We start from the raw sequence: 20,425 nt of genomic DNA on the forward strand, positions 1-20,425 counted from the left end.
TCGGGCCTCGGTTGCGCCGATGCTCGCCGAGCTCTCCGATGAACGGTCGAGTTCAGTCGTCGGGCAGTGTCGCGAGCGGCAGGCGGATCCGAAATGTGGTCGGCGACGTCACGATGACGTCGAGCCGTCCTCCTTCGGCTTCGACGACTCGACGCGCGAGCGGGAGTCCGATCCCGTGTGCGGAATGACGTTCGGCCTCGGTGAAGAACCCGCCGACGGTCTCGGGGTCGACCGACCCTTCGTCGGTGACGGTGATGATGGCCCAGCGGGAATCCATCTCGGCTCGAACGACGATGAGCCCGCGGCCGTGGCGCACCGCGTTCCACAACAACACGTCGATCGCCTGGCCGACGGCGCCCGGCGCGGCCGCGATCGATAAGGCCGGACCCGGGGCGAATTCGATCGTACGGCGTTGGTCGCGCAAGGTGATTGCGACGTCGTTGATGTGAGCGGTGATGAACGGCCGCAGTTCGAAGCGCGTCGTCACCCCCGCCCGTCCGGTTCGAGAGAGCCGCAGGAGGTCGTCGATGGTGGATGAGAGCCGGTCCGCCTGCTCGAGTGCGGCGATCGCTTCCTCGCGAGTGTCCGGATCGTCGGTCATCGTGAGTTCTTCGATGCGCAACCGAAGGCCGGTGAGCGCCGAGCGCAACTGGTGCCCGGCATCGCTGGTGAAGCTGCGTTCGGCCCGGACCAGCTCGTCGATTCTTGAGGCGGTCCGGTCGAGGGTCGTGGCGAGGCTGTCGAGTTCGGCGATACCCGAGCGAGGGGCGGTCACCGAGAAGTCGCCGGAACCGAGGCGTTCCGCGGTCTGGGCCAGGTCGCGCAACGGCCCGTCGAGGCGTCGCGCTTCGGCCTGGGCGAGCAGCCACGTCGCCATGAGGCCGGCGAGACCGAGACCCCCGAGCACGAGCAAGGGCTCACGCATGCGCTGTTGGATGGCATCGACACCGGTGAAGGTCCGAACGGTCGAAACGTTGCCCTCGTTTCGAATCGTTGCGGAGATCACCTCGGAATCGCCCTCGGGGTTGCTCTGAACGACCGCCCCATCCGCGTAGCGAATCTCGGCTCCGGTGTCGCCAAGGACGAGCGCCTCAAGGTCCGAAACGCTCAGTCGCACACCGTCGTGATCGGCGGCGACCGCGCGATTCAGGACAAAGGATGCCTGATCGGCGAGCTGTGACCGAACCTCGTCGGTGGCGACGCGCTGGAGCAGGTAGCCCATGGGGATCGCCACAAGGACGAGCACGATAGCGGTGACGCCGAGGAACGAGGTGACGAGCCGCCGACGCATGGATGCTTACGCGCCGGTGGCCTCGAAGCGGAACCCCACACCGCGGACGGTGTGGATAAACCTCGGGGTGTCGGTGGCCTCCCCGAGCTTCTTGCGAAGCGACGACATGTGAACATCCAGGCTCCGGCTGGCTGCCTCGAGGTCGCCGGTCCACAGGTCGAGCAGAATCCGCTGACGAGAGACCACCTGGTCGCGACTCGTCATCAACATGACGAGTATCTCGTACTCCTTCGGAGTGAGGTGGAGTTCGTCACCGTCGAGCGTGCTGCGCCGGGCCCGGGTGTCGATCGACAGACCATCGGCCACCAGGATCGAGTCGTCGTGTTGGTTCAGGCGCAGACGGGCCCGAAGGCGGGCGGTCAGCTCGGCCATGGAGAACGGTTTGCCCAGGTAGTCGTCGGCACCGGCATCGAATCCGACGATGATGTCCAATTCGTCGCTGCGGGCGGTCAGCATCACGATCGGCGTCGTGTTGTCGATTTCACGCAACCTGCGGCACACGTCGAGCCCGTCGATGTCGGGCAGCGTGAGATCCAACAGCACCAGATCGACGTTTCCCCCGCGGAAGGTTGCGACCGCGTCGGTGCCGTTTGAGACTCGGGTGACCTCGAAGTCCTCGCGTGCGAGTGCTCGAGCGAGAGGCTTCGCGATCGCGTCGTCGTCTTCGACCAACAAAAGGCGTGCCATTTCATCGAGGGTAAACCGAAGTCGACGGTCGTGCACCGTTGGGGAGCGGATTCCTTGAACCATGCGCGGTTGCCTACCATCTCGCTATGCGTTCGTTGCCGTCCGCCGTCGAGTTGACCGAGGGAATTCTGCGGGGGGACCGAACCGTGTTGGCCCGCGGGATCACCATGATCGAGAGTCGCCGCGGCGATCACCGTGCCATCGCCGCGGAGGTGCTCGACAACATCATGGCGGCCACAGGCTCCGCGGTGCGCGTCGGAATCACGGGTGTGCCGGGTGTCGGCAAGTCGACGTTCATCGACCAGTTCGGCACCAACCTGACGGCCGCGGGCCATCGGGTGGCCGTGCTCGCGGTCGACCCGACCTCGCAGCGCACCGGTGGTTCGATCCTCGGCGACAAGACACGGATGGATCGGCTGGCCGTGGATGCCCGCGCGTTCATTCGTCCGTCTCCCGCTGGATCGACCCTCGGCGGCGTGACCCGCTCGACGCGAGAGACCATGTTGTTGTGTGAGGCGGCCGGATTCGATGTGATCCTTGTGGAGACGGTCGGGGTGGGCCAGTCCGAGACGATCGTCGCCGACATGGTCGACTTCTTCCTGGTGTTGATGTTGCCGGGTGCCGGCGACGAACTGCAGGGCATCAAGAAGGGGGTGCTGGAACTCGCCGACATGGTGGCGGTGAACAAGGCGGAGGGGGACAACGCGGCGCGGGCGCAACAGGCGATCGTCGACTATCGCCACGCCCTGCACCTGATGGCGCCGGCGACGCCGACGTGGACCCCGCCGGTGCTCGCCTGTTCCGGGCTGACGAACATGGGTCTGGCCGACATCTGGGAACAGATCCTGGTGCACCGGGCCAAGATGTCGGCGACCGGCGAACTCGACGACCGTCGGCGAACCCAGCAGGTCCACTGGATGTGGGCGATGGTGAAGGATCGTCTTCTCGAACTCTTTCGTGACGACCCGGGCGTGGCCGCGCTGCTCGTCGAGGTCGAGGCGCGGGTGGGTGCAGGCGAGATGCCGGCAACCGCCGCCGCCGATCGGCTACTTGAACGATTCGAGCACCGATCAACCTGAGCGCACTCACGAATGTGATGTAGTGAAAGGCCTTGTCATTCGTTGAGAAATCTGGTCATCTCACGGAGTGCTTCGCCGTGTTCCCCCTTCATCTCGCCCGCCTTTCGATGAGCGCACCAACGTTGCGAAGCCGCTCCTGGTCATCGGTGTGGCGGCACTGATCGGAGCGGCGATCGGAACCGAACTGGGCCGAGACGCGAATCAGGGCACCGGCGTCGGCGCTCAGGAGGTGTCGGTGCTGGGGGTCAGTATCGAACGCTCTGAACACGGCGAGGATGATTCGATGATCGGCGTCGACGTCGGCCGCGAAGCGTGGAGTGACTCGGTGGTTCGCATCCGCACCGATCGTTGCGATGCTCGCAATACGGTTGCCACCGGTGTGGTAATCGACGGGGTGGTCCTCACCAATCGCCACGTCGTGGAGGGTGCGGCGACCATCGAGGTGGAAACGTTGGATGGCCGACGCTTCGATGCGGTGTCGATGCGGCAATCGACCTGGATCGATCTCGCGGCGTTCAGCGTCGCCGAACTCGACGGGGGATTGGAGTTGGCGCTGGCTCAGTCTGCGCAGCGGCAGGTGCAGCACCCGGAGGGGCCGACGTGGACGATGCCGGGGTTCCCCGAAGGAGGCGCACTCGTCGTCGAGTCCGTCGCCGCAGTCGCAACGCGACGCGGCGTGGCATTTCCGGATCCTCCCGAGGCGGTTGAACTCAGCGACCGCGTGGTCCCCGGTCAGTCGGGAAGCCCCGTCATCGACTCGGACAACAAAGTCGCGGGGATCTTGTACGCGAGCGCCCATGACAGTGGGGCCGGACTGATGATCGACGCCGCGACCATCACTCAAGCCTGGCCACAGATGCGGCGCGTCGGGTTCAGTTCCTGTTCGTAGCGTCCCCGTCGGGTAGCGGGCGGGCCAAGAACTCGTCCGTAAGTCGCAGTGCCTCACGGGGTAATCGATCGCGGTCGAACAGGTCGAGTGCCGAGGTCATCAGTTCACGGGGTGACGCGTGTGCCAGGTCGCGGTCGAGTTCTACACCGATCGATGCCAGAAGCCACCACAGCACCGCACTCGTGGAGTCTCCGATCGCGTGGCGATCGGCCAGTGTGACCGCCCCGTCTCGCTTTGCGAGCCGCGTACCTCGCTCGGACATCACGAGTGGCACATGCGCGAAGCGCGCGCGAGCCGCCCCGAGCACCTCTCGCAAGAGCGCCTGAGTTGGGACCGTGTCGACGAGGTCGTCGCCCCGTACGACGAGGTCGATGCCCTGAGCGACGTCGTCGATGACCACGGCGAGGTTGTAGGCGGGCACTCCGTCGTTGCGTCGCAGCACGACGTCGTCCACGCATCCGCTGCGCTCGCCGAGCACCTCGTCGACGAAGACCGTGCATCGGTGGTCGCTTCGCAGCCTGATCGCCGCGGGGCGACCCTCGTCGCGGAGCCGTCGACGCCGTGCCTCGCTGAGGTTTCGACAGGTGCCTGGGTAGGCGCCGCTGGTCGCGGGGCCATTCGGCGCGCTCGCGGCCTGCGCGATCTCTCGACGCGTGCAGAAGCACTCGAAGGTCAATCCGCGTGCCTCGAGGTCGACCAGCACCTCGTGATAGCGATCGAATCGTTCCGACTGACGAACGACCACACCGTCCCAGTCGAGGCCGAGGGCCTCGAGGTCGGCGAGTTGCGACCGTTCGAACTCGGGCCGCGAGGTCACGCGGTCGAGATCCTCCATCCGCACGATGAAGCCACCGCGGTCGCGTCGGGCCCACAGCCATGCCAGCACGGCGGTTCGGAGGTTGCCGAGGTGGAGGTCGCCGGTCGGGCTCGGTGCGAATCTCCCGGTACTCACGGTGGCCATCATGACATCGCCGACCGGAATCAACCATCGCTTGGCGGCGCACCATCCGGCGCATCGCCGTAGTGTGCCCACATGCCTCGCCTGAAAGAAATCCGCCGAGCCGACGCACCCTCGCCGCTCGTCGAAACGATGTACGAATTCTTGTTCGGAGACCGTGATCCCGTGGAAGAGCCCGGAACGACCACCGGGACCCCCGGAAACTGGTGGACGGTCTTTGCCGCCGTACCGGACATCTTCCAGCATTCGGTCGACGGGTTCCGGGTGTATCGCAGCTCGCGCCGTTCACTCGACCCGGTGTTGCGTGAACTCGGCCAGACCCGCGCCGGATGGGCGTGTGGGAGCCAGTTCGTGTTCAGTCAGCACTGCAAGTCGCTTCGCTTGCTCGGCGTGCCGGAATCCAAGATCGAGGCGGTGGCGTACTGGCCGGCGTCGGACGAGTTCACCGACATCGAGCGTGCGGTGCTCGGCTACACCGACGCGCTCGCACTGCAGCAGGGTCGGGTGCACGACAAGTTGTTCGCCAAGCTGCAAGAGCACCTCAGTGACGAGGAGATCCTCGAACTGACCTACATCACGGGGCTGTACATCATGCACGCCATCATGAGTCGCGCGTTGCACACCGAGTGGGACGAGCGGGACGATCCGATCGTCGAGGTGGAGGGCCCCGACGGGTTCGCCGGCTACGACATCGGCGCCACCATCGCGGGTGGCAGCGACAAGGTGGAGGGATGACCTCCGCGCTGACCCCGACGGAGGCCGATGCGCTCCTCAGCGCGATGATCACCGACCCGGAGGCTCGCCAAGACCCTCCGGCCACCTTCCGACGCCTTCATGCGGAGCTTCCGGCGTGGGACAGCGCCTTGGGTATGACGGTGCTCGCGGGCTACCACGACGGACTTGAGACGTTGCGAAGCCCGAAGTGGGGCCGGGCCGAGGACGACATGGATCTGCCCGAGTCCTTCGGTACGGCCGAACGGGGCGATCGCGAGCGGATTCCGTCGATGCTGCTCATGAATCCGCCCGATCACACTCGGGTTCGTTCACTCGTGGCCCGAGCGTTCACCCCGAGGATGGTCGAACGACTTCGACCGCAGATCGAAGCCATTCTCGACCCGCTCCTCGATTGTTTGGCCACCGAACGCGAGTGTGACCTGATGACGACACTCGCGGTGCCGTTTCCGGTAGCGGTGATCTCGGCGCTGCTCGGTGTCCCGCCGGAGAAGGGGGCAGATCCGTCGTTCGTCCAACAGATTCGCCACCTGACGTCGTTCATCGATTCTGGGGCGAGTGCGGAGGACATCGCCGCAGCCCAGTTGGCCGCGGTCGAGGTGGCCGGATACTTCACCGAACTGGTCGAGGTGAAGCGGGCCGACCCCGACGACGCGATGCTGAGCGCGTTGATCGAGGTGGAGGAAGCGGGTGATCGACTCAGCCATGAGGAGCTCATCATCAACTCGATCCTCATGTACGCGGCCGGGTTCGAGACGACCTCGAACCTCATCGGCAACGGGATGTGGGCGTTGCTGCGCAACCCGGATCAACTCGAGCTGCTGCGTTCGGATCGGTCGCTCATGCCGGCGGCGATCTGGGAGATGCTGCGCTTCGACAGTCCGGTTCAAATCAACATGCGTTTCTCGCTCGAGCCGGTGGAATTCCTTGGCCGGACGGTGGAGCGGGGGCACTCTGCGATGGTGTTGCAGGGGGCGGGTAACCACGACCCGGCGGTCTACGACGATCCCGATCGCTTCGACGTGGGTCGATTCGCCGCCGAGGGTGTCCCGCAACCATTGAGTTTCGGATGGGGCGCCCACCACTGTCTGGGGGCTCACCTCGCCCGAGCTGAAGGTGAGATCCTGTTCACTCGGTTGCTGGACCGGTTCGGTTCGATCGAGTTGGTCGGCGAGCCGCCGCGGTATCGGGCCCATGCCACGCTTCGCGGCCTCGAATCGCTCCACGTACGCCTCGCGGAATAACGAAAGAACCTGTTCTCCGATAACCAGTGGTCGTGATCACGACCACTGGTTATCGGAGAACAGGCCTAACGAGAGTCTTTTGGTCGGGTTGAGAGGATTTGAACCTCCGACCTCTGCGTCCCGAACGCAGCGCTCTACCAAGCTGAGCCACAACCCGATGCGGTAGGGCAGTGTACCCCGTCGGCCGGTCGAGTACGAACCGCGTTCGACCGCCGCAAACCGTGTCTATGAGGTCACACCTCGAAGAGGGCGGAACCCTCTTCGAACACCTCGCCGCGCAACACCGTGTCGACGCCACGCTGAATCCGACGTGGCGTGAGTGGCTTGACCAGCCAGCCGTCGGCCCCCGACCGTTCGGCAAGGAACGTGTCGACGTCGCGATCCAACAACAGCACGATGTTCTGCGGGTCGATGCGACCGGCACCTTCCTCGTTGCGCAGGTCGTAGGTGACGGCGTAGGCACCCATCGATCCGATCTGCAGGTCCAGCAACACGATGTCGGGCTGCACTTCCTGAATCGCTGGGCGGACGTCGACCCCGGCGCGGACACGCACGACGGCGACATCGTTCGATCCGATTGCGGAATCAATCTCCGCGAACAGTTCATCGGAGTCGGTGGCTAACAAGACTCGTTGCACGCACGTCAGGGTAGTTCCCTGGCCGGGTAACTCCCAACCTGATGGTGCTCGCGGGGTGAACGGATTCTTTCGGGCGGACGCGGTGTCGACATCGCGGATCGGACCACTACCATCGTGGAACCACATGGCCGGCAACCGGAAGGAGCAGACCGTGGTCGAGGTGATGATCGTTCGAGAAGAGGCGGCGACGGTGTGTCGTCCGGCAGGTGAACTCGATGCGTACAGCGTCCAGGCTTTTCGAGACCATCTGGCCGAACTCGCCGGCGAACCCTCGGTGGTGATCGACCTGTCGGAGGTTCCGTTCATGGATTCCGCCGGGCTCGGAGCGCTGATCGGCGGTATCCGCAAGATCCGTGAGGCTGAAGGCGAGGTGGTGGTGGTGTGCGATCGCGCCGCGGTGTTGCGACTCCTTCACACCACTCGATTCGATCGCATGGTGAGCGTCGTGGCCTCCTGCGACGATGCCTACGCCGAGTTCAACTCGACCTTGGAGTAGACGGCACTTCGGCTAGTCGGCTCGCCCGAACATGTGGTCGGCGAGCAGCGCGAGTGAGTCGAGGTCGTGTACGTCAGTGCTCAAGAGCGGCACTTCGACGATCGGCGCCGGCTCGACCTGCATCGTGAGCGGTGCCAGTTCAAGTCGTTCGGCGCGCCCCAGGGCGTCGAGTTCGTCGAGGTTGCGCAGGTGGGCCCGCAACGCTCCATCGCCAGAGGCCTCGGCCGCGGTTCGTACGTCATCGGCCACTGGCTCGAAGGTTGGGTACATGCGGTTGACCACCACTGCAGCCACCGCCTGTTTCATGGAGGCCAGCTTGTTGGCGAAGAAGCTCGCCTCGATGACGGTATCGCGACGAGGTGAGGCGACGAGCACGAACTCGGTGCGCTCCTCGCCGAGCAAACGATCGACGAGACGAGCGCGTTCTTTGAACCCCTCCTCCATCCCGTCGAACGCTGCGAAAAAGGCGATGGCATCGGCGATGACCTCGCCACCGATGGCCTTTCCGAGTCCGCGCAAGATCGGCTGAGCGGCGTAATTGACCGCTTTGACGATGCCGCGCCCGGGGGCGGTCATCATCCGATATGCCGGATGATCGAGGAACCGCACGATTCGACCGGGTGCGTCGAGGAAGTCGAGCGCGTTGCGGCTCGGTGGGGTATCGACGACGATGAGGTCGAAGTCTCCGCTGGCGGCGAGTTCGTAGAGTTTCTCGGTCGCCATGTATTCCTGGGTGCCGCTGAGCGCCCCGGCGATGTTTCGGTAGAAGCGGTTCGACAGGATCTTCTCGGCCTGCTCGGCCGAACCGGCGTAGCGGGCGATGAGGTTGTTGAACGTCGACTCGGTGTCCAACATCAACGCCGCCAACGTCCCGATCCAGGGGCCGTCGATCGGCTTGGGTTCGTTCGTCAACTCGTCGAGACCGAGGGCGTCGGCGAGCCGCTTCGCCGGGTCGATGGTCACCACGACGGCCCGACGACCGAGCGTGGCGGCCTCCATGGCGAGAACCGCCGCTGTGGTGGTCTTGCCGACACCACCGGACCCACAGCACAGGATCACGTCGGAGTCGGCGCACAATCGCTCCAACGACTCCTGCGGTGTCGGTCCGCCCGCGGTCATATCGCCCTCACTTGATCGAGTACCGAATCGGACAGCGTGATGAGCGCATCGAGATCGAGGTCGGTGCGAAAGACGAACGGCAGCCGAAGCTGTGGCAGCGGCAGCTCTCGATTGAGCCGCTCGATTTGTGACACCTGGGCCGCTGTGCGTTCACGGCGAAGTGCGGACGCCGCAGCGAGGTCGGCGCTGAGCCGGGCGTCGAGGGTGACGCCCGCGGCGGCAGCGGCGTCGCCGGGAGCCACCTCGATGCCGTCGAGGTGCTCGTAATCCCCGTTGATCACCACGGGGCCGAGTTTGATGCCGATTCGATCCTCGAGGTTGTAGGCGGTTTCGACGAGTTCGTTGACTGGCGTCTCCTCCGGCAGGGTCACCAGCACCACCTGACAACGGGTCTCGTCGGTGAGCATGTCGTTCACCTCGCGGGCCTGGGATTCGATGGGGCCCACGTGAACGGCATCGAGGAGGCCCTTCGCGCTCGACAGGAACGTGATGGCGTGTCCGGCCGCCGGAGCGTCGACGATGATCGCGTCGTAGGTCCGCGATCGTTCGAGTTGTTTGACCTTGCCCAGCACGAGCACGTCCTTGATCCCGGGGGTTGCCGTGGCGACGATGTCGACCGCTCCGGAATCGGCGAGCCGCCTCGAGAGTCGCCGCATCCCGTGATCGCCGAGAAACTCCAACAGCGCGGCGTCGGGGGTGAGGGTCCGCGCCTGCACCGATCCGGCTCCGTGCAGGTCCTCGAACAACACGAGTTCCTCGTAGGAAAGCGCCGGCTTGTCGAACAGCGCCGGCAGACCGAACTTCCCCTCGATCTCGACGACGAGCACCCGCAACCCTGCCCGCGCGGCGGCGAGCGCCAGGGTGGCGGTGACGGTCGTCTTGCCCACCCCGCCCTTCCCGGCAACGATGGTCAGTCGTGGTGCAGTGAAAAACTGCGCAGGATCCACTTTTCCTCCGGAGGCCTACGGGTGCGCACAGTACTCAGCCGAACCATCTTCGCGGTATTGCTCGCGCTCTTTTCCTCGCTTGGCGTTGCTGCGTCCGCCCGTCCGGCCTCGGCCGCGGTGGCTCCATGCCCGAATGAAAACGGGTGCGTGCGGGCAATCACGGTCAACGGCTTCATCGATCAGATCAACGCTGATTTCATTCGTCGGGCCGCGTCGGAGGTCGCCGATGTGCCCGGATATTCGGCGATCATCCTGGTCATCGACAGCGAAGGGTCGGTCATCAGCGCTGAAGAACTGAACGATCTGGTCGTCGACCTGGTCGACCTTCCGTTGAAGGTCACCGCATGGGTCGGTCCGTCGGGGGCACAGGCGCTCGGCGGCGCCGCCGAGCTCGTCGCCGCGCTCGAACCGTCGATGGCCCCCAACACGAGGATCGGCGACGTCGGCGTGCCACAGCTCGACCAGCAGCGGTTCGGCGATCTGGTCACGTCGACCGACACCAGCCTTCGCGAAACGGTGATCGACAACGACGAGGCCGAACAGCGTTCATTGTCGTTGCGCACCGACGCCATCTTGGGCGACCACGCGCTCAACCGGGGCGACGTTGCGTTCAAGGACGTGACCGATGATGAGGGCCGCCCCAAGCGCGAACTGCTCACCACCAACATCACGATCGGCCTGCCGGTCACGACCCAACTGCTGCACACAGCGGCGAGCCCGGCGGTCGCCTACCTTGCGCTCGCCATAGCGATCGGCCTGCTGCTGTTCGAGTTCTTCACCGCTGGCGTCGGTGTGGCCGGCGTCGTCGGCGCGATCTGTGCGGTGATGGCGGGCTATGGGCTTGCCGAGTTGCCGCTTCGCTGGTGGGCCCTGGCTCTGTGCCTGTTCTCGGCGTTCGCGTTCGCCATCGACATCCAAACAGCGATACCTCGGTTGTGGACGTTGATCGGGCTGGTCAGCTGGTCGGTCGGCTCGCTGTTCCTGTTCGACGGCCTCCGTGCACCGTGGTTGGCGCTGTTGACCGGCCTGGGTGGCATGGCGGTGCTGATGCTGTCGGGGATGCCGTCGATGGTGCGGTCTCGCTTTGCGACCCCGACGTTGGGGCGAAGCTGGATGATCGGCAAGATGGGGACCGCGATCAGCGACATCAACCCGGAAGGCACCGTCGACGTCGACGGTGGCATCTGGCGAGCGATCACCAACCGTGCGACCCCGGTCATGGCCGGAGGGGAGCTTCGGGTGGTTGGCATCGACGGGATGACCCTGGAAATAGAACCTCCCGAAGGCGGCGCGATCGACTACCGCGATCGGCGGCCAGCAGCTTCCGATGACCCCGGTGACGAGCCCGATTCTGTGACCTGATTCACAGAAACTCTTTTCTCAACCTTGTTTGCATAATCCCGGCGGCGTATCCTGCGCCGTTGAAAAGGGGGAACAACGTTGAGTGCACAACCATCTTTTGATTCATGGCATCACCGGGGGGCATGCCGCGGACCACAGTCAGCGGTCTTCTTTCCGCCGCCGCACTTCGAACGCAAGCACGATCGAATCGCCCGGGAGCACCGGGCAAAGGAGATCTGTGCTCAGTGCCCGGTGGTGAGTGACTGTCTGAGCTTCGCCTTGGAGATCCGTGAACCACACGGAATCTGGGGCGGAACCAACGAGGTCGAGCGTCGAGCGATGCTCGAGGTCCGCAGCGCCTGAGGGTGTTCATCGTTCTCGGCACCGGGTTGCACGGAAGTCACGGAATCCAGCGGGGTACCATCGGATCGTGACTTTCGTGCTCCTGGCGCTGCTGGCGCTGTTCGTCGTCGAAGTCACCGTGATGATCGCGGTGGCGAACGCAACGTCGGTCATCACCATGTTCCTGGCGCTGACGCTGCTGTGCGCCGCTGGGGCGTGGGTCGTGAAGCGTCAGGGGTTCGCGACGTGGCGACGGATCAATGACGGGTTTGCTCGGGGTGAAATGCCGACCGACGCCGTGCTCGACGGATTGATCTGGATGGTCGCCGGTGCACTGTTGCTGGTGCCGGGATTCGTGTCGGACCTCGCGGCGCTCGTGTTGGTGCTCCCACCTACGCGGGCCCTGCTGCGACCGCTCGTTGTTCGACGTGCCCAGGTGCGTGCTGAGTCGACCTTCAACGGTTCTGCGGTGCGGTTCGCAACCTTCGGGTTCTCCACGGCCCGGGGCGGTTTCGACGACGACTTCCTGCGTCGGCGGCCGCGACACGATGACGGCATCATCGACCTGGACGCCGAGGAGATCTTCCTCGACGAGCCCCGCGGCGAACTCGGCCCGGGAACCTGACGCAATGTCGTTGAGCCTCCAGGTCGACGACCCACACGAGATCCCGATTCGCGACGCGGCCACGGTGATGCTGGTTCGCGACGGACGCCACGGTGTCGAAGTGTTCATGCTCCGACGCAATCTCAACTCCGATTTCGTCGGTGGCGCGTATGTCTTTCCCGGCGGGGCGGTCGACCCGGGCGATAGCGACCGTGCGATCGAGGCCCTGAGCGTTGGACTGTCCGACGCTCAGGCGTCAGAGTTGCTCGGTGTGGGTCGCGGAGGGCTTGCCTACTGGGTTGCAGCGATTCGGGAGTCGTTCGAGGAGGCCGGACTGTTATTGGCGGTCGACGAGGACGACCGCATGGTCGGGTTCGCCAACCCGGAGGTGGCCGGTCGATTTCATCGTCACCGGATCGATGTCGACACGGCGGTTCGTGCCCTGCGAGATGTCGTTCGCGAGGAACGGCTGCGTCTCGCCACCGATCGGATGCACTACTTCAGTCGCTGGATCACGCCGCTGGGTTCACCTCGGCGCTACGACACCCGCTTCTTCGTGGCCCACGCACCCGAGGGTCAGGTGCCATCTCACGACGACCGCGAGACGATCGCGAACCTGTGGATCCGGCCGACCGAGGCCCTCGAGCGCAACGAGGCGGGGGATTTCACGTTGATCTTCCCGACGGTTCGTACCCTCGAAGTGCTGGCCCGCTTCGATTCGGCTGAGGCCGTGGTGGCTCACGCCCGTTCGATCGCCGAGTTCCCAGCCATCCTGCCCCGGATCGTCGAGGACAGCGGGGGGCTGCGGATCGTTCTGCCGGGGGACGAGGTCTACGACGCGTTCAGCTCGAAACGTCTGAATTGACCGAGTCGTCGCAACGGTCTCGTTCGGCACTGTCGTGGGCATCGAGCGCCGCGGCGACCGCGTCGAGCAGGCGGGCCGAGCATCCAGTCAGATCGGTTGGGGGCGCGATGTCGGTGGTGATGCGCCGAGCGAGGTCGCGAAAGGCCTCGGCGGCGGGCCCGTCGCCGAGCGCGATCGGTGAGCCGGTGTCGCCGCCCTCGGCCACCGCATTTTCGATGGGGATCCGTGTCAGCAGCGGCGCCCCCGTGGTGGCGGCCAGGCGGTCGCCACCACCAGACCCGAAGATCGGGAACCGTTCGCCGGACGGTGCGACGAAATAGCTCATGTTTTCGATGATGCCGAGTACCCGCAGGTAATTCTTGCGGCCCATCGAGACGGCTCGTGCCGCCACCTTCTGGGCGGACAGCGAGGGCGTGGTGACCACGAGCATCTCGGCCCTCGGCAGGAGTTTCGCGAGGCCCATCTGGACATCGCCGGTTCCGGGGGGCATGTCGATGAGCAGGTAGTCGAGGTCGGATCCCCAAGCGACGTCTTCGAGGAAGTGCTGGACGGCTCGCTGCAAGATGAGCCCACGCCACATGAGCGCGTCTTCCTCGTTCTGTACGAGGAACCCCATCGACACCACTCGTAGTTCTCCGTCGCCGACGGTGCGGATCCTCGGTTCGATGGTGGCGTCGGAAGCGTCGGATCCGCCGACGCTGCCCGCGGTCCGCTCGTGCGCCTCAAGGCGTCCGTGAACGCCGAGCATCCGCGGTTGGCTGAAGCCCCAGATGTCGGCATCGATGACGCCGACGCGGTAGCCGAGGGCGGCGACCGCTGTTGCCAGATTCGAGGTCACCGCCGACTTGCCGACGCCGCCCTTGCCCGACGCCACCATGAGCACTTTGGTCGTGGAGGGAACCGCTGTTTCTGGCGGATGCTCGGCGATGTTGCGCCGGGCGACGGCCATCGCCGCGGCCTTCTCATCGGCGTCGAGTTCGGTCCAATCGAGTTTCACCTTGGTGACACCGGGCAACGACAGGACCCGATCGCGGACATCGCGCTGAATCTGGGCACGCAGCGGACAGCCTGCGGTGGTGAGCGCGATCTTCACAACGACGAGTCCGTCGTCGCCCACGCGCACGTCTTTGACCATGCCGAGCGCGACGATGTCGGACCCCAACTCGGGATCGATGACGCCTCGTAACAGTCCGGTGATCTCGGAGGTGCTCGGGCGGGGCGAGTCGGAGGGAATGCCCATCGGTCACGAGTTTACGACCCGGGGACTGGAAAATCTGCGGCCGAACCGGGAATATGTAGCGCCGAAACGGTGTTTGCGGAAGTGCCCGAGGTCCCATTTCGGCGCTCGGTTACACTGGCTTCACCCCTCGTCACGGCACCGCTTTGCAGGAGGCGCACGAATGATCACGCTCACCGATTCAGCCGCAACCAAGGTTCGACAGCTCATCGACCAGGAGGGCGACGAGTCGCTCGCATTGCGTGTTGCCGTTCGTCCCGGTGGGTGTTCGGGCTTCTCCTATGAGATGTACTTCGACAACGAGATCAAGACCGAAGACCAGACGAACGACTTCGACGGCGTGAAGGTCGTGGTCGACCCGACGAGCCTGCCCCTGCTCGTCGGCGCGGAGCTTGACTACAAGGACGGTCTCGAGAAGTCCGGGTTTGAGATCAACAACCCGAACGCCTCGAAGACCTGCGGCTGCGGCTCATCGTTCAGCTGAGTCGCTGAGCGTTCTCGTTGCAATTCGAACTCAACGGCGAACAGGTTGAGGTCGCCGATGACGGCGCCAGCCTGCTGGAGGTGCTTCGAGATCGTCTCGGTGTCACCTCGGTCAAACCAGGATGCAACCCGCAGGGTCAATGTGGATGTTGCACCGTGCTTGTCGACGGTGAGGCTCGTGTCGGTTGTGTGACCCCGGCGCGCCGCGTTGCGGGCCGGTCCGTGGTGACCCTTGAGGGGTTGAGCGACGAGCGCCGCGAGGCCTGGGGTGAGGCGCTGTGCGCGACCGGGGGCAGTCAATGCGGCTATTGCACCCCGGGCATCGTGATGCGCCTCGAAGGGACCGCAGGCAAGGGTGGCGATCTGTGCGAACGCGCCGTTGTCGATCGCGCCCTCGCTGCCCACCTGTGCCGTTGCACGGGCTGGCAGACGATCCGCGAGGCGGCCGTGATGGTCGCTACCGGCGCGGAGGTGCGATCAGAGAGTCGTGACTTCGACGCAGCGTCGCGGCGCGCAACGATCGAGGGGCACGCGCACCAGCGCGTCGGGCCCGATATCGGCTTGGGCATGGGTGGGTTTGCCGATGACGGCGCACCGAGCGATGCGCCCGTCGCGCTGCTCGCCGCGGATGGAACCTGGACGGTCGCCCCGACGATGACCGAGGCCCGCGCCGCGATCGGCAAAATCCAGGGACGCAACACGACGGTCGATGCCGTTGCGCCGATTGAGGTGCCCGACGGGGACTGGGCGCTCACCCTGCAGACGAACTGGGTCGAACCCGCGTATCTCGAGACCGACGCGGCCTGGGCGATTCCGGGTTCGGATCCGACCGATCCGTTGGCGAATGGTGGGGCCTTCGGTGGCAAGGTCGATTCGCCGGTGCCTGGTGACGCTGTCGAGCTGGCGGCTCGCGAAGGTGGTCCCGTGCGGTTGCGCTGGTCGCGCGAGGACGTGGTGCGTCGTGGCCCGAAGCGACCGCCGATGGCGCTGGGCATGCGCTCGGATGGTTCCGGTGTGGTGCGGGTCGCTCGCACGCCCGGAATCGTCGAAGCCATCGTCTCGGTAGCCCCACTGATCGAGGTCGAGGAGGTCGACATCGTCGGACCGCCGACCTCGACGGCGATTCGAGGGGCCGGCTGGGCCGAGGTCGCAGCCGTGCTCGCCTCGCTGGAATCCCTGGCCACGGACCAGCCCGGCACCGCAACCGTGAGGTCTCCCGAGGGTGCGTCGGCGACGGTTCGCATCGACGACGAGGGTGCGCACGTCGTCGTGCGCTGCGGCGAGGTGCTCGACACCTCCGTCGTACGTGCATATGCCATCGGCGCCGTGCATATGGGGTTGGGTCTCGTGACGTCGGAGCAGTTGTCGGTGGATGACCAGGGCAATCCGTTGAATCTCACGATCCGCAGCTTCGGTGTGGTGCGTCCCGTGGACATGATTCCGGTCGAGGTGACGGTGGTGGACGAACCCGGCATCGAGCCGGTGTCAGGGTCGGACGCGGTGTTCGCTGCGACCGCTGCGGCGATCTGGACGTTGCAGGGCACCCCGGGTGTCTGGCCGACGAAGCTCCCGGTCCGATTTTCGGATCCAGCCACGGCCTAGCCTTGAGCCATGAGCACGCCGGTTGGTCCCTACACACCCATCGTTCGAGCGGGATCGTTCCTGTATGCGAGCGGCCAACTCGGACTCCTCGACGGCGCGCTCGTCGAGGGCGTCGCAGCCCAGACTGCGCAGGCGCTGCGAAACCTGGCAGCGCTCGTCGAATTGGAGGGGGCAACGTTGGATCAGGTGGTGAAGACCACGGTGTTCCTCGCGGACATGGAGGACTTCCTCACGATGAACGAGGCGTACGTGGCCGGTTTCGGCGATCACCGGCCTGCCCGGTCAGCCGTCGCTGTGGCAGCGTTGCCGCTCGGTGCCGCGGTGGAGATCGAGGCGGTCATCCACATCGGCTGATCGTCGGCCCCGCCGGCCAGAACGTTCGGTGGACCGCGTCGGTATTGGCCCACGTGGGTTACTTCGGCCACAATGTGGCCATGGTTGGAGCCATCATCATCGTGATCGTGCTGCTCGTCGTGATCCCCGTGAGTGTCCTGGTATCGGGCGGCGCGCTCGCCGGCGTCATCGGTTTCTTTGTGCAAAAGGACGTCGACGACACGAACGAGGGTTCCGAACTCATCGACCTCAACGGCTAGCGGTCATGAGTCCCAACGGGCTGTATTCATGAGTCCCAACGGGACTTGCCAAACCGGTAGCCCACGCTTCTGACCGTGCCGATCATCTGAGCGTGTTGTTCGCCGAGCTTGGCGCGGAGGCGGCGGATATGGACATCCACCGTGCGGGCGCCGCCGTAGTACTCATAGCCCCACACCCGGCTCAGCAACGTCTCGCGGGTGAACACCCGCCCCGGATTCTGGGCGAGGAACTTCAACAGCTCATATTCCATGTAGGTGAGATCGAGCGGTGTCCCGTCGATCGAGGCCTGGTAGGTCTCGAGGTTCAACACGAGCGACTTGTACTGGATGATCTCGCTGTCGTCGCTCAGTAGTCCCTGGCGGGTCAGTAGGTGCTTCACTCGAGCCTCGAACTCGACTGGGTGAAACGGTGCGACGCAGAAGTCCTCAAACAGGTCGTGATGACGATCGAGGTCGGGGAGTTGTGAGCCTCGAACCAGCAACAGCAGCGGTGCGACGCCGAGGTTCGTGGCTGACAATCGACGTGCGTAGGTGAACGCCTCATCGGTGTCGTTCGACGCATCGACGATCGCTCCCGCCCACGTCGCGGCGGCGATGTCCGTATCGGTGGTGGCGGTTCCCCACGGGATCGACGCCAGCTCCAGGCATCTGACGATTTCGGGCGGAACGGGATCCGGCCAACAGAGCAATGGCTCCACGACGGTGCCTCCTACCAGTTACCGAGGTAACGGTCGAGTTCGAATTGGCTGACGTGTGCCTTATAGGCCGCCCACTCGGCGCGCTTGTTGCGCAGGAACCACTCGAAGATGTGCTCACCGAGTGCTTCACGAGCGAGTTCGGACTGCTCCATCAGGTCGAGCGCCTCGGCGAGCGAGGACGGCAGGAGTTCAATCGACTCATCGAGGTTGCCCTGTTCGGCGAGTTCGAAGAGGTTCCCGGTGGTTTCCGGCGCCAACTCATAGTTGCCTTCGATACCGGCGAGACCGGCGGCCAAAAGCACGGAGAATGCCAGGTACGGGTTGCACGCGGGGTCGAGCGCTCGGTACTCGATTCGCGTGCCAGCGGCCTCCTTGTTCGGTTTGGACACCGGTACCCGAACCAGGGCCGAGCGGTTGTTGCGGGCCCAACTCACGTGCACCGGGGCCTCGAAGCCGCCGATCAGCCGCTTGTAGGAGTTCACGAGTTGGTTGGTGACCGCAGTGATCTCGGGAGCGTGACGCAGGAGACCGGCGATGAACTGACGGGCGACCTCGGACAGGTTCGCATCGCCCTCGGAGTCGTAGAAGGCGTTCTCCTCGTCGCGAAACAACGAGATGTGGGTGTGCATCCCCGAACCCTGGACACCCGCGATCGGCTTGGGCATGAACGTGGCGTGAACGCCGTGTTGGTAGGCGACCTCCTTCACCACCACGCGCAACGTCATGATGGCATCGGCCATGGCGAGGGCGTCGTCGTAGCGCAGATCGATCTCGTGTTGCGACGGCGCGTCCTCGTGGAATGAGTATTCGACCGGGATGCCCGTGTTTTCGAGCTGGTGTATCGTCGCCCGGCGGATGTCGGAGGCGATGTCGCTGGTGGTGAGATCGAAGTAGCTGCCGTTGTCGAGGGTCTGTGGAGGTTGCGACGGGTCGTCGGACGCGAGGTAGAAGTACTCGACCTCGGGGGCACACATCAGCTCGAAGCCACGATCGCGGGCACGCTGGAGATTGCGCTTGAGTACCTGTCGAGGGTCGCCCTCGAACGGAGTGCCGTCGAGGTGGACGATGTCGCAGAACATGCGAGCACTCACCTCGCCGTCGCCCCAGGTCATGAGCTGGAAACTCGACGGGTCGGGCATGGCCAACACGTCGCTTTCCTGGACCCTGCTGAATCCGTCGACGGCCGATCCGTCGAACTGAATCCCGTCTTCGAACGCAGTCTCGAGCTCCACCGGGGAGATGGCGACGGACTTCAACTGCCCGAGCACATCGCAGAACCAGAGGCGAACCAGGTGGACCTTTCGCTCCTCGAGTGTGCGCAACACGTAGTCGTGGTGATGTCCCATGCCTCTACCTTCGCCGATGCGGGCCAAGAAATCCCAACGCAACGCGCCGAGTTAACACAGCGTTTACAACCGGGAAAAGGGCGAGAAATCGCGGAGGTGCAATGTGGCTCCCATCGCTTCGAGGAGTGCCCCGAACCGATCGCTGCTCGAAACGAGCGTTTCAACAACCCCCGGTCGACCGAGTCGGCCACAAACTCAGGATGGTGCCCCGTGCCATATCGTGCCGAATACATCTGGATCGACGGAACCGAGCCGACCCCGCTCATGCGATCCAAGACCAAGATCATCGAAGACGGCGGTGAGCCGGGGATCTGGGGATTCGACGGGTCTTCGACGAATCAGGCCGCGGGCAGCGACTCCGACTGTGTGCTGAACCCAGTGTTCACCTGCCCCGACCCGACCCGCGGTCCGGGAGACATCCTTGTGCTCTGTGAGGTGTTGTTGCCCGGGACGATGGAGCCCCACAGCACCAACACCCGCCGCTACTGCGCCGAGGTCGACGCCAAGTTTGCCGATCAGGCTCCGATGTTCGGGATGGAACAGGAATACACGCTTTTCCAGGAAGGTCGCCCGCTCGGGTGGCCCAAGGAGGGCTACTACTACCCGGCCCCGCAGGGCCCCTACTACTGCGGTGTCGGATCGGTGGAGATCGCCGGCCGCGACTTTGTCGAGGCCCACACTGAGGCCTGTATCGCTGCCGGCCTCAAGATCTGCGGGACCAACGCCGAGGTGATGCTCGGCCAATGGGAGTTCCAGATCGGTATCGCAGGAACCCTTGAGGTCGCCGACCACATTTGGATGGCCCGTTACCTCCTCTACCGGATCGGCGAGGACTTCGGCGTGAATGCATCGATCTCGGCCAAGCCGATCAAGGGCGATTGGAACGGCGCCGGCATGCACACGAACTTCTCGACCGCAGCGATGCGCGAAGGCTGGGATCCGATCATCGCAGCCTGTGAGTCGCTCGGCGCGCCAGGCAAGGTGGAGGAGCATCTCGCCGGTTACGGACACGGCTACGAGGACCGTCTGACCGGCCAGCACGAGACCGCCCACTTCAGCGAATACCGCTACGGGGTCTCCGACCGGGGCGCTTCGGTGCGTATCCCCTGGCAGGTGGGCGTCGACAAGAAGGGCTACATCGAGGACCGTCGCCCCAATGCCAACGCCGATCCGTACATGGTCTCCGCGCTGATCACCAACACGGTGTGCTCAGCGCTGGCGAAGTAGGACCTCG

At 64.9% G+C, this 20,425-nt stretch carries 23 protein-coding genes and 1 tRNA gene; 14 read left to right on the top strand and 10 right to left on the bottom strand.

Features of this window, described 5'->3' with window-relative positions; all coding sequences use genetic code 11:
- Positions 1 to 52 precede the first annotated feature (52 nt).
- Both M9952_01170 and M9952_01175 read right to left on the bottom strand, forming a co-directional pair.
- Entirely contained in the window at positions 53 to 1,291 is a 1,239-nt protein-coding gene (locus M9952_01170; GenBank protein MCO5311537.1) for a HAMP domain-containing histidine kinase, read from the bottom strand.
- Between the two features lie 6 nt (positions 1,292 to 1,297).
- Positions 1,298 to 1,978 (bottom strand): response regulator transcription factor, encoded by a 681-nt coding sequence (locus M9952_01175; protein MCO5311538.1) that lies wholly within the window; start codon positions 1,976 to 1,978, stop codon positions 1,298 to 1,300.
- An 86-nt stretch (positions 1,979 to 2,064) separates the two neighbouring features.
- Here M9952_01175 and meaB point away from each other — a divergent pair, with 86 nt between their 5' ends.
- On the top strand, positions 2,065 to 3,057 hold the full coding sequence (gene meaB / locus M9952_01180) for a methylmalonyl Co-A mutase-associated GTPase MeaB (protein MCO5311539.1): 993 nt from the start codon (positions 2,065 to 2,067) through the stop codon (positions 3,055 to 3,057).
- A gap of 148 nt (positions 3,058 to 3,205) precedes the next feature.
- Positions 3,206 to 3,946: a serine protease gene (locus tag M9952_01185; protein ID MCO5311540.1), complete on the top strand. Its 741-nt coding sequence runs from the start codon at positions 3,206 to 3,208 to the stop codon at positions 3,944 to 3,946.
- Here the strand turns inward: M9952_01185 and gluQRS are convergent.
- Positions 3,930 to 4,898 carry a tRNA glutamyl-Q(34) synthetase GluQRS gene (gene gluQRS / locus M9952_01190; GenBank protein MCO5311541.1) on the bottom strand — a complete coding sequence of 323 codons (969 nt, stop codon included), beginning with the start codon at positions 4,896 to 4,898 and terminating at the stop codon, positions 3,930 to 3,932. The two genes, M9952_01185 and gluQRS, sit on opposite strands and share 17 nt — an antisense overlap.
- 81 nt (positions 4,899 to 4,979) lie before the next feature.
- Between gluQRS and M9952_01195 the strand changes: the two genes are divergently transcribed.
- Both M9952_01195 and M9952_01200 read left to right on the top strand, forming a co-directional pair.
- Entirely contained in the window at positions 4,980 to 5,639 is a 660-nt protein-coding gene (locus tag M9952_01195; protein ID MCO5311542.1) for a carboxymuconolactone decarboxylase family protein, read from the top strand.
- On the top strand, positions 5,636 to 6,880 hold the full coding sequence (locus tag M9952_01200; protein MCO5311543.1) for a cytochrome P450: 1,245 nt from the start codon (positions 5,636 to 5,638) through the stop codon (positions 6,878 to 6,880). Before M9952_01195 ends, M9952_01200 begins: the two co-directional genes overlap by 4 nt.
- A gap of 80 nt (positions 6,881 to 6,960) precedes the next feature.
- Here the strand turns inward: M9952_01200 and M9952_01205 are convergent.
- Together M9952_01205 and M9952_01210 are read right to left on the bottom strand one after the other, a co-directional pair.
- A tRNA-Pro gene (locus M9952_01205) sits at positions 6,961 to 7,037 on the bottom strand.
- 76 nt (positions 7,038 to 7,113) lie between these two features.
- A complete protein-coding gene (locus tag M9952_01210) occupies positions 7,114 to 7,518 on the bottom strand; it encodes a hypothetical protein (GenBank protein ID MCO5311544.1) in 405 nt (134 codons plus the stop codon).
- 124 nt (positions 7,519 to 7,642) lie between these two features.
- Here M9952_01210 and M9952_01215 point away from each other — a divergent pair, with 124 nt between their 5' ends.
- A complete protein-coding gene (locus tag M9952_01215) occupies positions 7,643 to 8,014 on the top strand; it encodes an STAS domain-containing protein (protein ID MCO5311545.1) in 372 nt (123 codons plus the stop codon).
- A 12-nt stretch (positions 8,015 to 8,026) separates the two neighbouring features.
- On the opposite strand, the gene M9952_01220 is transcribed toward M9952_01215, so the two are convergent.
- Positions 8,027 to 9,133: an AAA family ATPase gene (locus tag M9952_01220; GenBank protein ID MCO5311546.1), complete on the bottom strand. Its 1,107-nt coding sequence runs from the start codon at positions 9,131 to 9,133 to the stop codon at positions 8,027 to 8,029.
- On the bottom strand, positions 9,130 to 10,080 hold the full coding sequence (locus M9952_01225) for an AAA family ATPase (GenBank protein ID MCO5311547.1): 951 nt from the start codon (positions 10,078 to 10,080) through the stop codon (positions 9,130 to 9,132). The genes M9952_01220 and M9952_01225 overlap by 4 nt, the downstream gene beginning before the upstream one ends.
- 21 nt (positions 10,081 to 10,101) lie before the next feature.
- On the opposite strand from M9952_01225, the gene M9952_01230 reads away from it, so the two are divergent.
- The 4 genes from M9952_01230 to M9952_01245 all read left to right on the top strand — a co-directional run bounded on the left by M9952_01230 (position 10,102) and on the right by M9952_01245 (position 13,232).
- Positions 10,102 to 11,442: a hypothetical protein gene (locus M9952_01230; protein MCO5311548.1), complete on the top strand. Its 1,341-nt coding sequence runs from the start codon at positions 10,102 to 10,104 to the stop codon at positions 11,440 to 11,442.
- A 78-nt stretch (positions 11,443 to 11,520) separates the two neighbouring features.
- Positions 11,521 to 11,784 carry a WhiB family transcriptional regulator gene (locus M9952_01235; protein MCO5311549.1) on the top strand — a complete coding sequence of 88 codons (264 nt, stop codon included), beginning with the start codon at positions 11,521 to 11,523 and terminating at the stop codon, positions 11,782 to 11,784.
- Between the two features lie 67 nt (positions 11,785 to 11,851).
- Positions 11,852 to 12,388, top strand: a complete 537-nt coding sequence (locus M9952_01240; protein MCO5311550.1) for an FxsA family protein — start codon at positions 11,852 to 11,854, stop codon at positions 12,386 to 12,388.
- A 4-nt stretch (positions 12,389 to 12,392) separates the two neighbouring features.
- Entirely contained in the window at positions 12,393 to 13,232 is an 840-nt protein-coding gene (locus M9952_01245) for an NUDIX domain-containing protein (GenBank protein MCO5311551.1), read from the top strand.
- Here the strand turns inward: M9952_01245 and M9952_01250 are convergent.
- Positions 13,210 to 14,472, bottom strand: coding sequence for an Mrp/NBP35 family ATP-binding protein (locus tag M9952_01250; protein ID MCO5311552.1), 1,263 nt, complete (start codon positions 14,470 to 14,472; stop codon positions 13,210 to 13,212). The two genes, M9952_01245 and M9952_01250, sit on opposite strands and share 23 nt — an antisense overlap.
- Before the next feature lie 160 nt (positions 14,473 to 14,632).
- Between M9952_01250 and erpA the strand changes: the two genes are divergently transcribed.
- From erpA to M9952_01270, 4 genes are all read left to right on the top strand, one after another.
- Positions 14,633 to 14,953 (top strand): iron-sulfur cluster insertion protein ErpA, encoded by a 321-nt coding sequence (gene erpA, locus M9952_01255; protein ID MCO5311553.1) that lies wholly within the window; start codon positions 14,633 to 14,635, stop codon positions 14,951 to 14,953.
- A 17-nt stretch (positions 14,954 to 14,970) separates the two neighbouring features.
- The gene (locus tag M9952_01260; protein ID MCO5311554.1) at positions 14,971 to 16,554 is read left to right on the top strand and encodes a 2Fe-2S iron-sulfur cluster-binding protein; all 1,584 of its coding nucleotides are present in this window, start codon (positions 14,971 to 14,973) and stop codon (positions 16,552 to 16,554) included.
- A gap of 9 nt (positions 16,555 to 16,563) precedes the next feature.
- The gene (locus M9952_01265) at positions 16,564 to 16,908 is read left to right on the top strand and encodes a Rid family detoxifying hydrolase (protein ID MCO5311555.1); all 345 of its coding nucleotides are present in this window, start codon (positions 16,564 to 16,566) and stop codon (positions 16,906 to 16,908) included.
- 80 nt (positions 16,909 to 16,988) lie between these two features.
- Positions 16,989 to 17,147, top strand: coding sequence for a hypothetical protein (locus M9952_01270; protein ID MCO5311556.1), 159 nt, complete (start codon positions 16,989 to 16,991; stop codon positions 17,145 to 17,147).
- A 26-nt stretch (positions 17,148 to 17,173) separates the two neighbouring features.
- On the opposite strand, the gene M9952_01275 is transcribed toward M9952_01270, so the two are convergent.
- Positions 17,174 to 17,845, bottom strand: coding sequence for a response regulator transcription factor (locus M9952_01275; protein MCO5311557.1), 672 nt, complete (start codon positions 17,843 to 17,845; stop codon positions 17,174 to 17,176).
- Positions 17,846 to 17,856: 11 nt separating this feature from the next.
- Positions 17,857 to 19,191 (bottom strand): glutamine synthetase family protein, encoded by a 1,335-nt coding sequence (locus M9952_01280; GenBank protein ID MCO5311558.1) that lies wholly within the window; start codon positions 19,189 to 19,191, stop codon positions 17,857 to 17,859.
- A gap of 210 nt (positions 19,192 to 19,401) precedes the next feature.
- On the opposite strand from M9952_01280, the gene M9952_01285 reads away from it, so the two are divergent.
- Positions 19,402 to 20,418 (top strand): glutamine synthetase beta-grasp domain-containing protein, encoded by a 1,017-nt coding sequence (locus M9952_01285; GenBank protein MCO5311559.1) that lies wholly within the window; start codon positions 19,402 to 19,404, stop codon positions 20,416 to 20,418.
- The last annotated feature ends 7 nt before the right edge of the window (positions 20,419 to 20,425 follow it).

This window comes from Microthrixaceae bacterium (assembly GCA_023957975.1).
Taxonomy (GTDB): Bacteria; Actinomycetota; Acidimicrobiia; order Acidimicrobiales; family Microtrichaceae; genus JAMLGM01.

Bases quoted from the DNA above. Each gene is read 5' to 3' on its own strand.
- meaB (MCO5311539.1), top strand. From the start codon at position 2,065: ATGCGTTCGTTGCCGTCCGCCGTCGAGTTGACCGAGGGAATTCTGCGG.
- M9952_01170 (MCO5311537.1), bottom strand. From the start codon at position 1,291: ATGCGTCGGCGGCTCGTCACCTCGTTCCTCGGCGTCACCGCTATCGTG.
- M9952_01250 (MCO5311552.1), bottom strand. From the start codon at position 14,472: ATGGGCATTCCCTCCGACTCGCCCCGCCCGAGCACCTCCGAGATCACC.
- M9952_01175 (MCO5311538.1), bottom strand. From the start codon at position 1,978: ATGGCACGCCTTTTGTTGGTCGAAGACGACGACGCGATCGCGAAGCCT.
- M9952_01195 (MCO5311542.1), top strand. From the start codon at position 4,980: ATGCCTCGCCTGAAAGAAATCCGCCGAGCCGACGCACCCTCGCCGCTC.
- M9952_01200 (MCO5311543.1), top strand. From the start codon at position 5,636: ATGACCTCCGCGCTGACCCCGACGGAGGCCGATGCGCTCCTCAGCGCG.
- M9952_01265 (MCO5311555.1), top strand. From the start codon at position 16,564: ATGAGCACGCCGGTTGGTCCCTACACACCCATCGTTCGAGCGGGATCG.
- erpA (MCO5311553.1), top strand. From the start codon at position 14,633: ATGATCACGCTCACCGATTCAGCCGCAACCAAGGTTCGACAGCTCATC.
- M9952_01245 (MCO5311551.1), top strand. From the start codon at position 12,393: ATGTCGTTGAGCCTCCAGGTCGACGACCCACACGAGATCCCGATTCGC.
- M9952_01280 (MCO5311558.1), bottom strand. From the start codon at position 19,191: ATGGGACATCACCACGACTACGTGTTGCGCACACTCGAGGAGCGAAAG.
- M9952_01270 (MCO5311556.1), top strand. From the start codon at position 16,989: ATGGTTGGAGCCATCATCATCGTGATCGTGCTGCTCGTCGTGATCCCC.
- M9952_01215 (MCO5311545.1), top strand. From the start codon at position 7,643: ATGGCCGGCAACCGGAAGGAGCAGACCGTGGTCGAGGTGATGATCGTT.
- M9952_01220 (MCO5311546.1), bottom strand. From the start codon at position 9,133: ATGACCGCGGGCGGACCGACACCGCAGGAGTCGTTGGAGCGATTGTGC.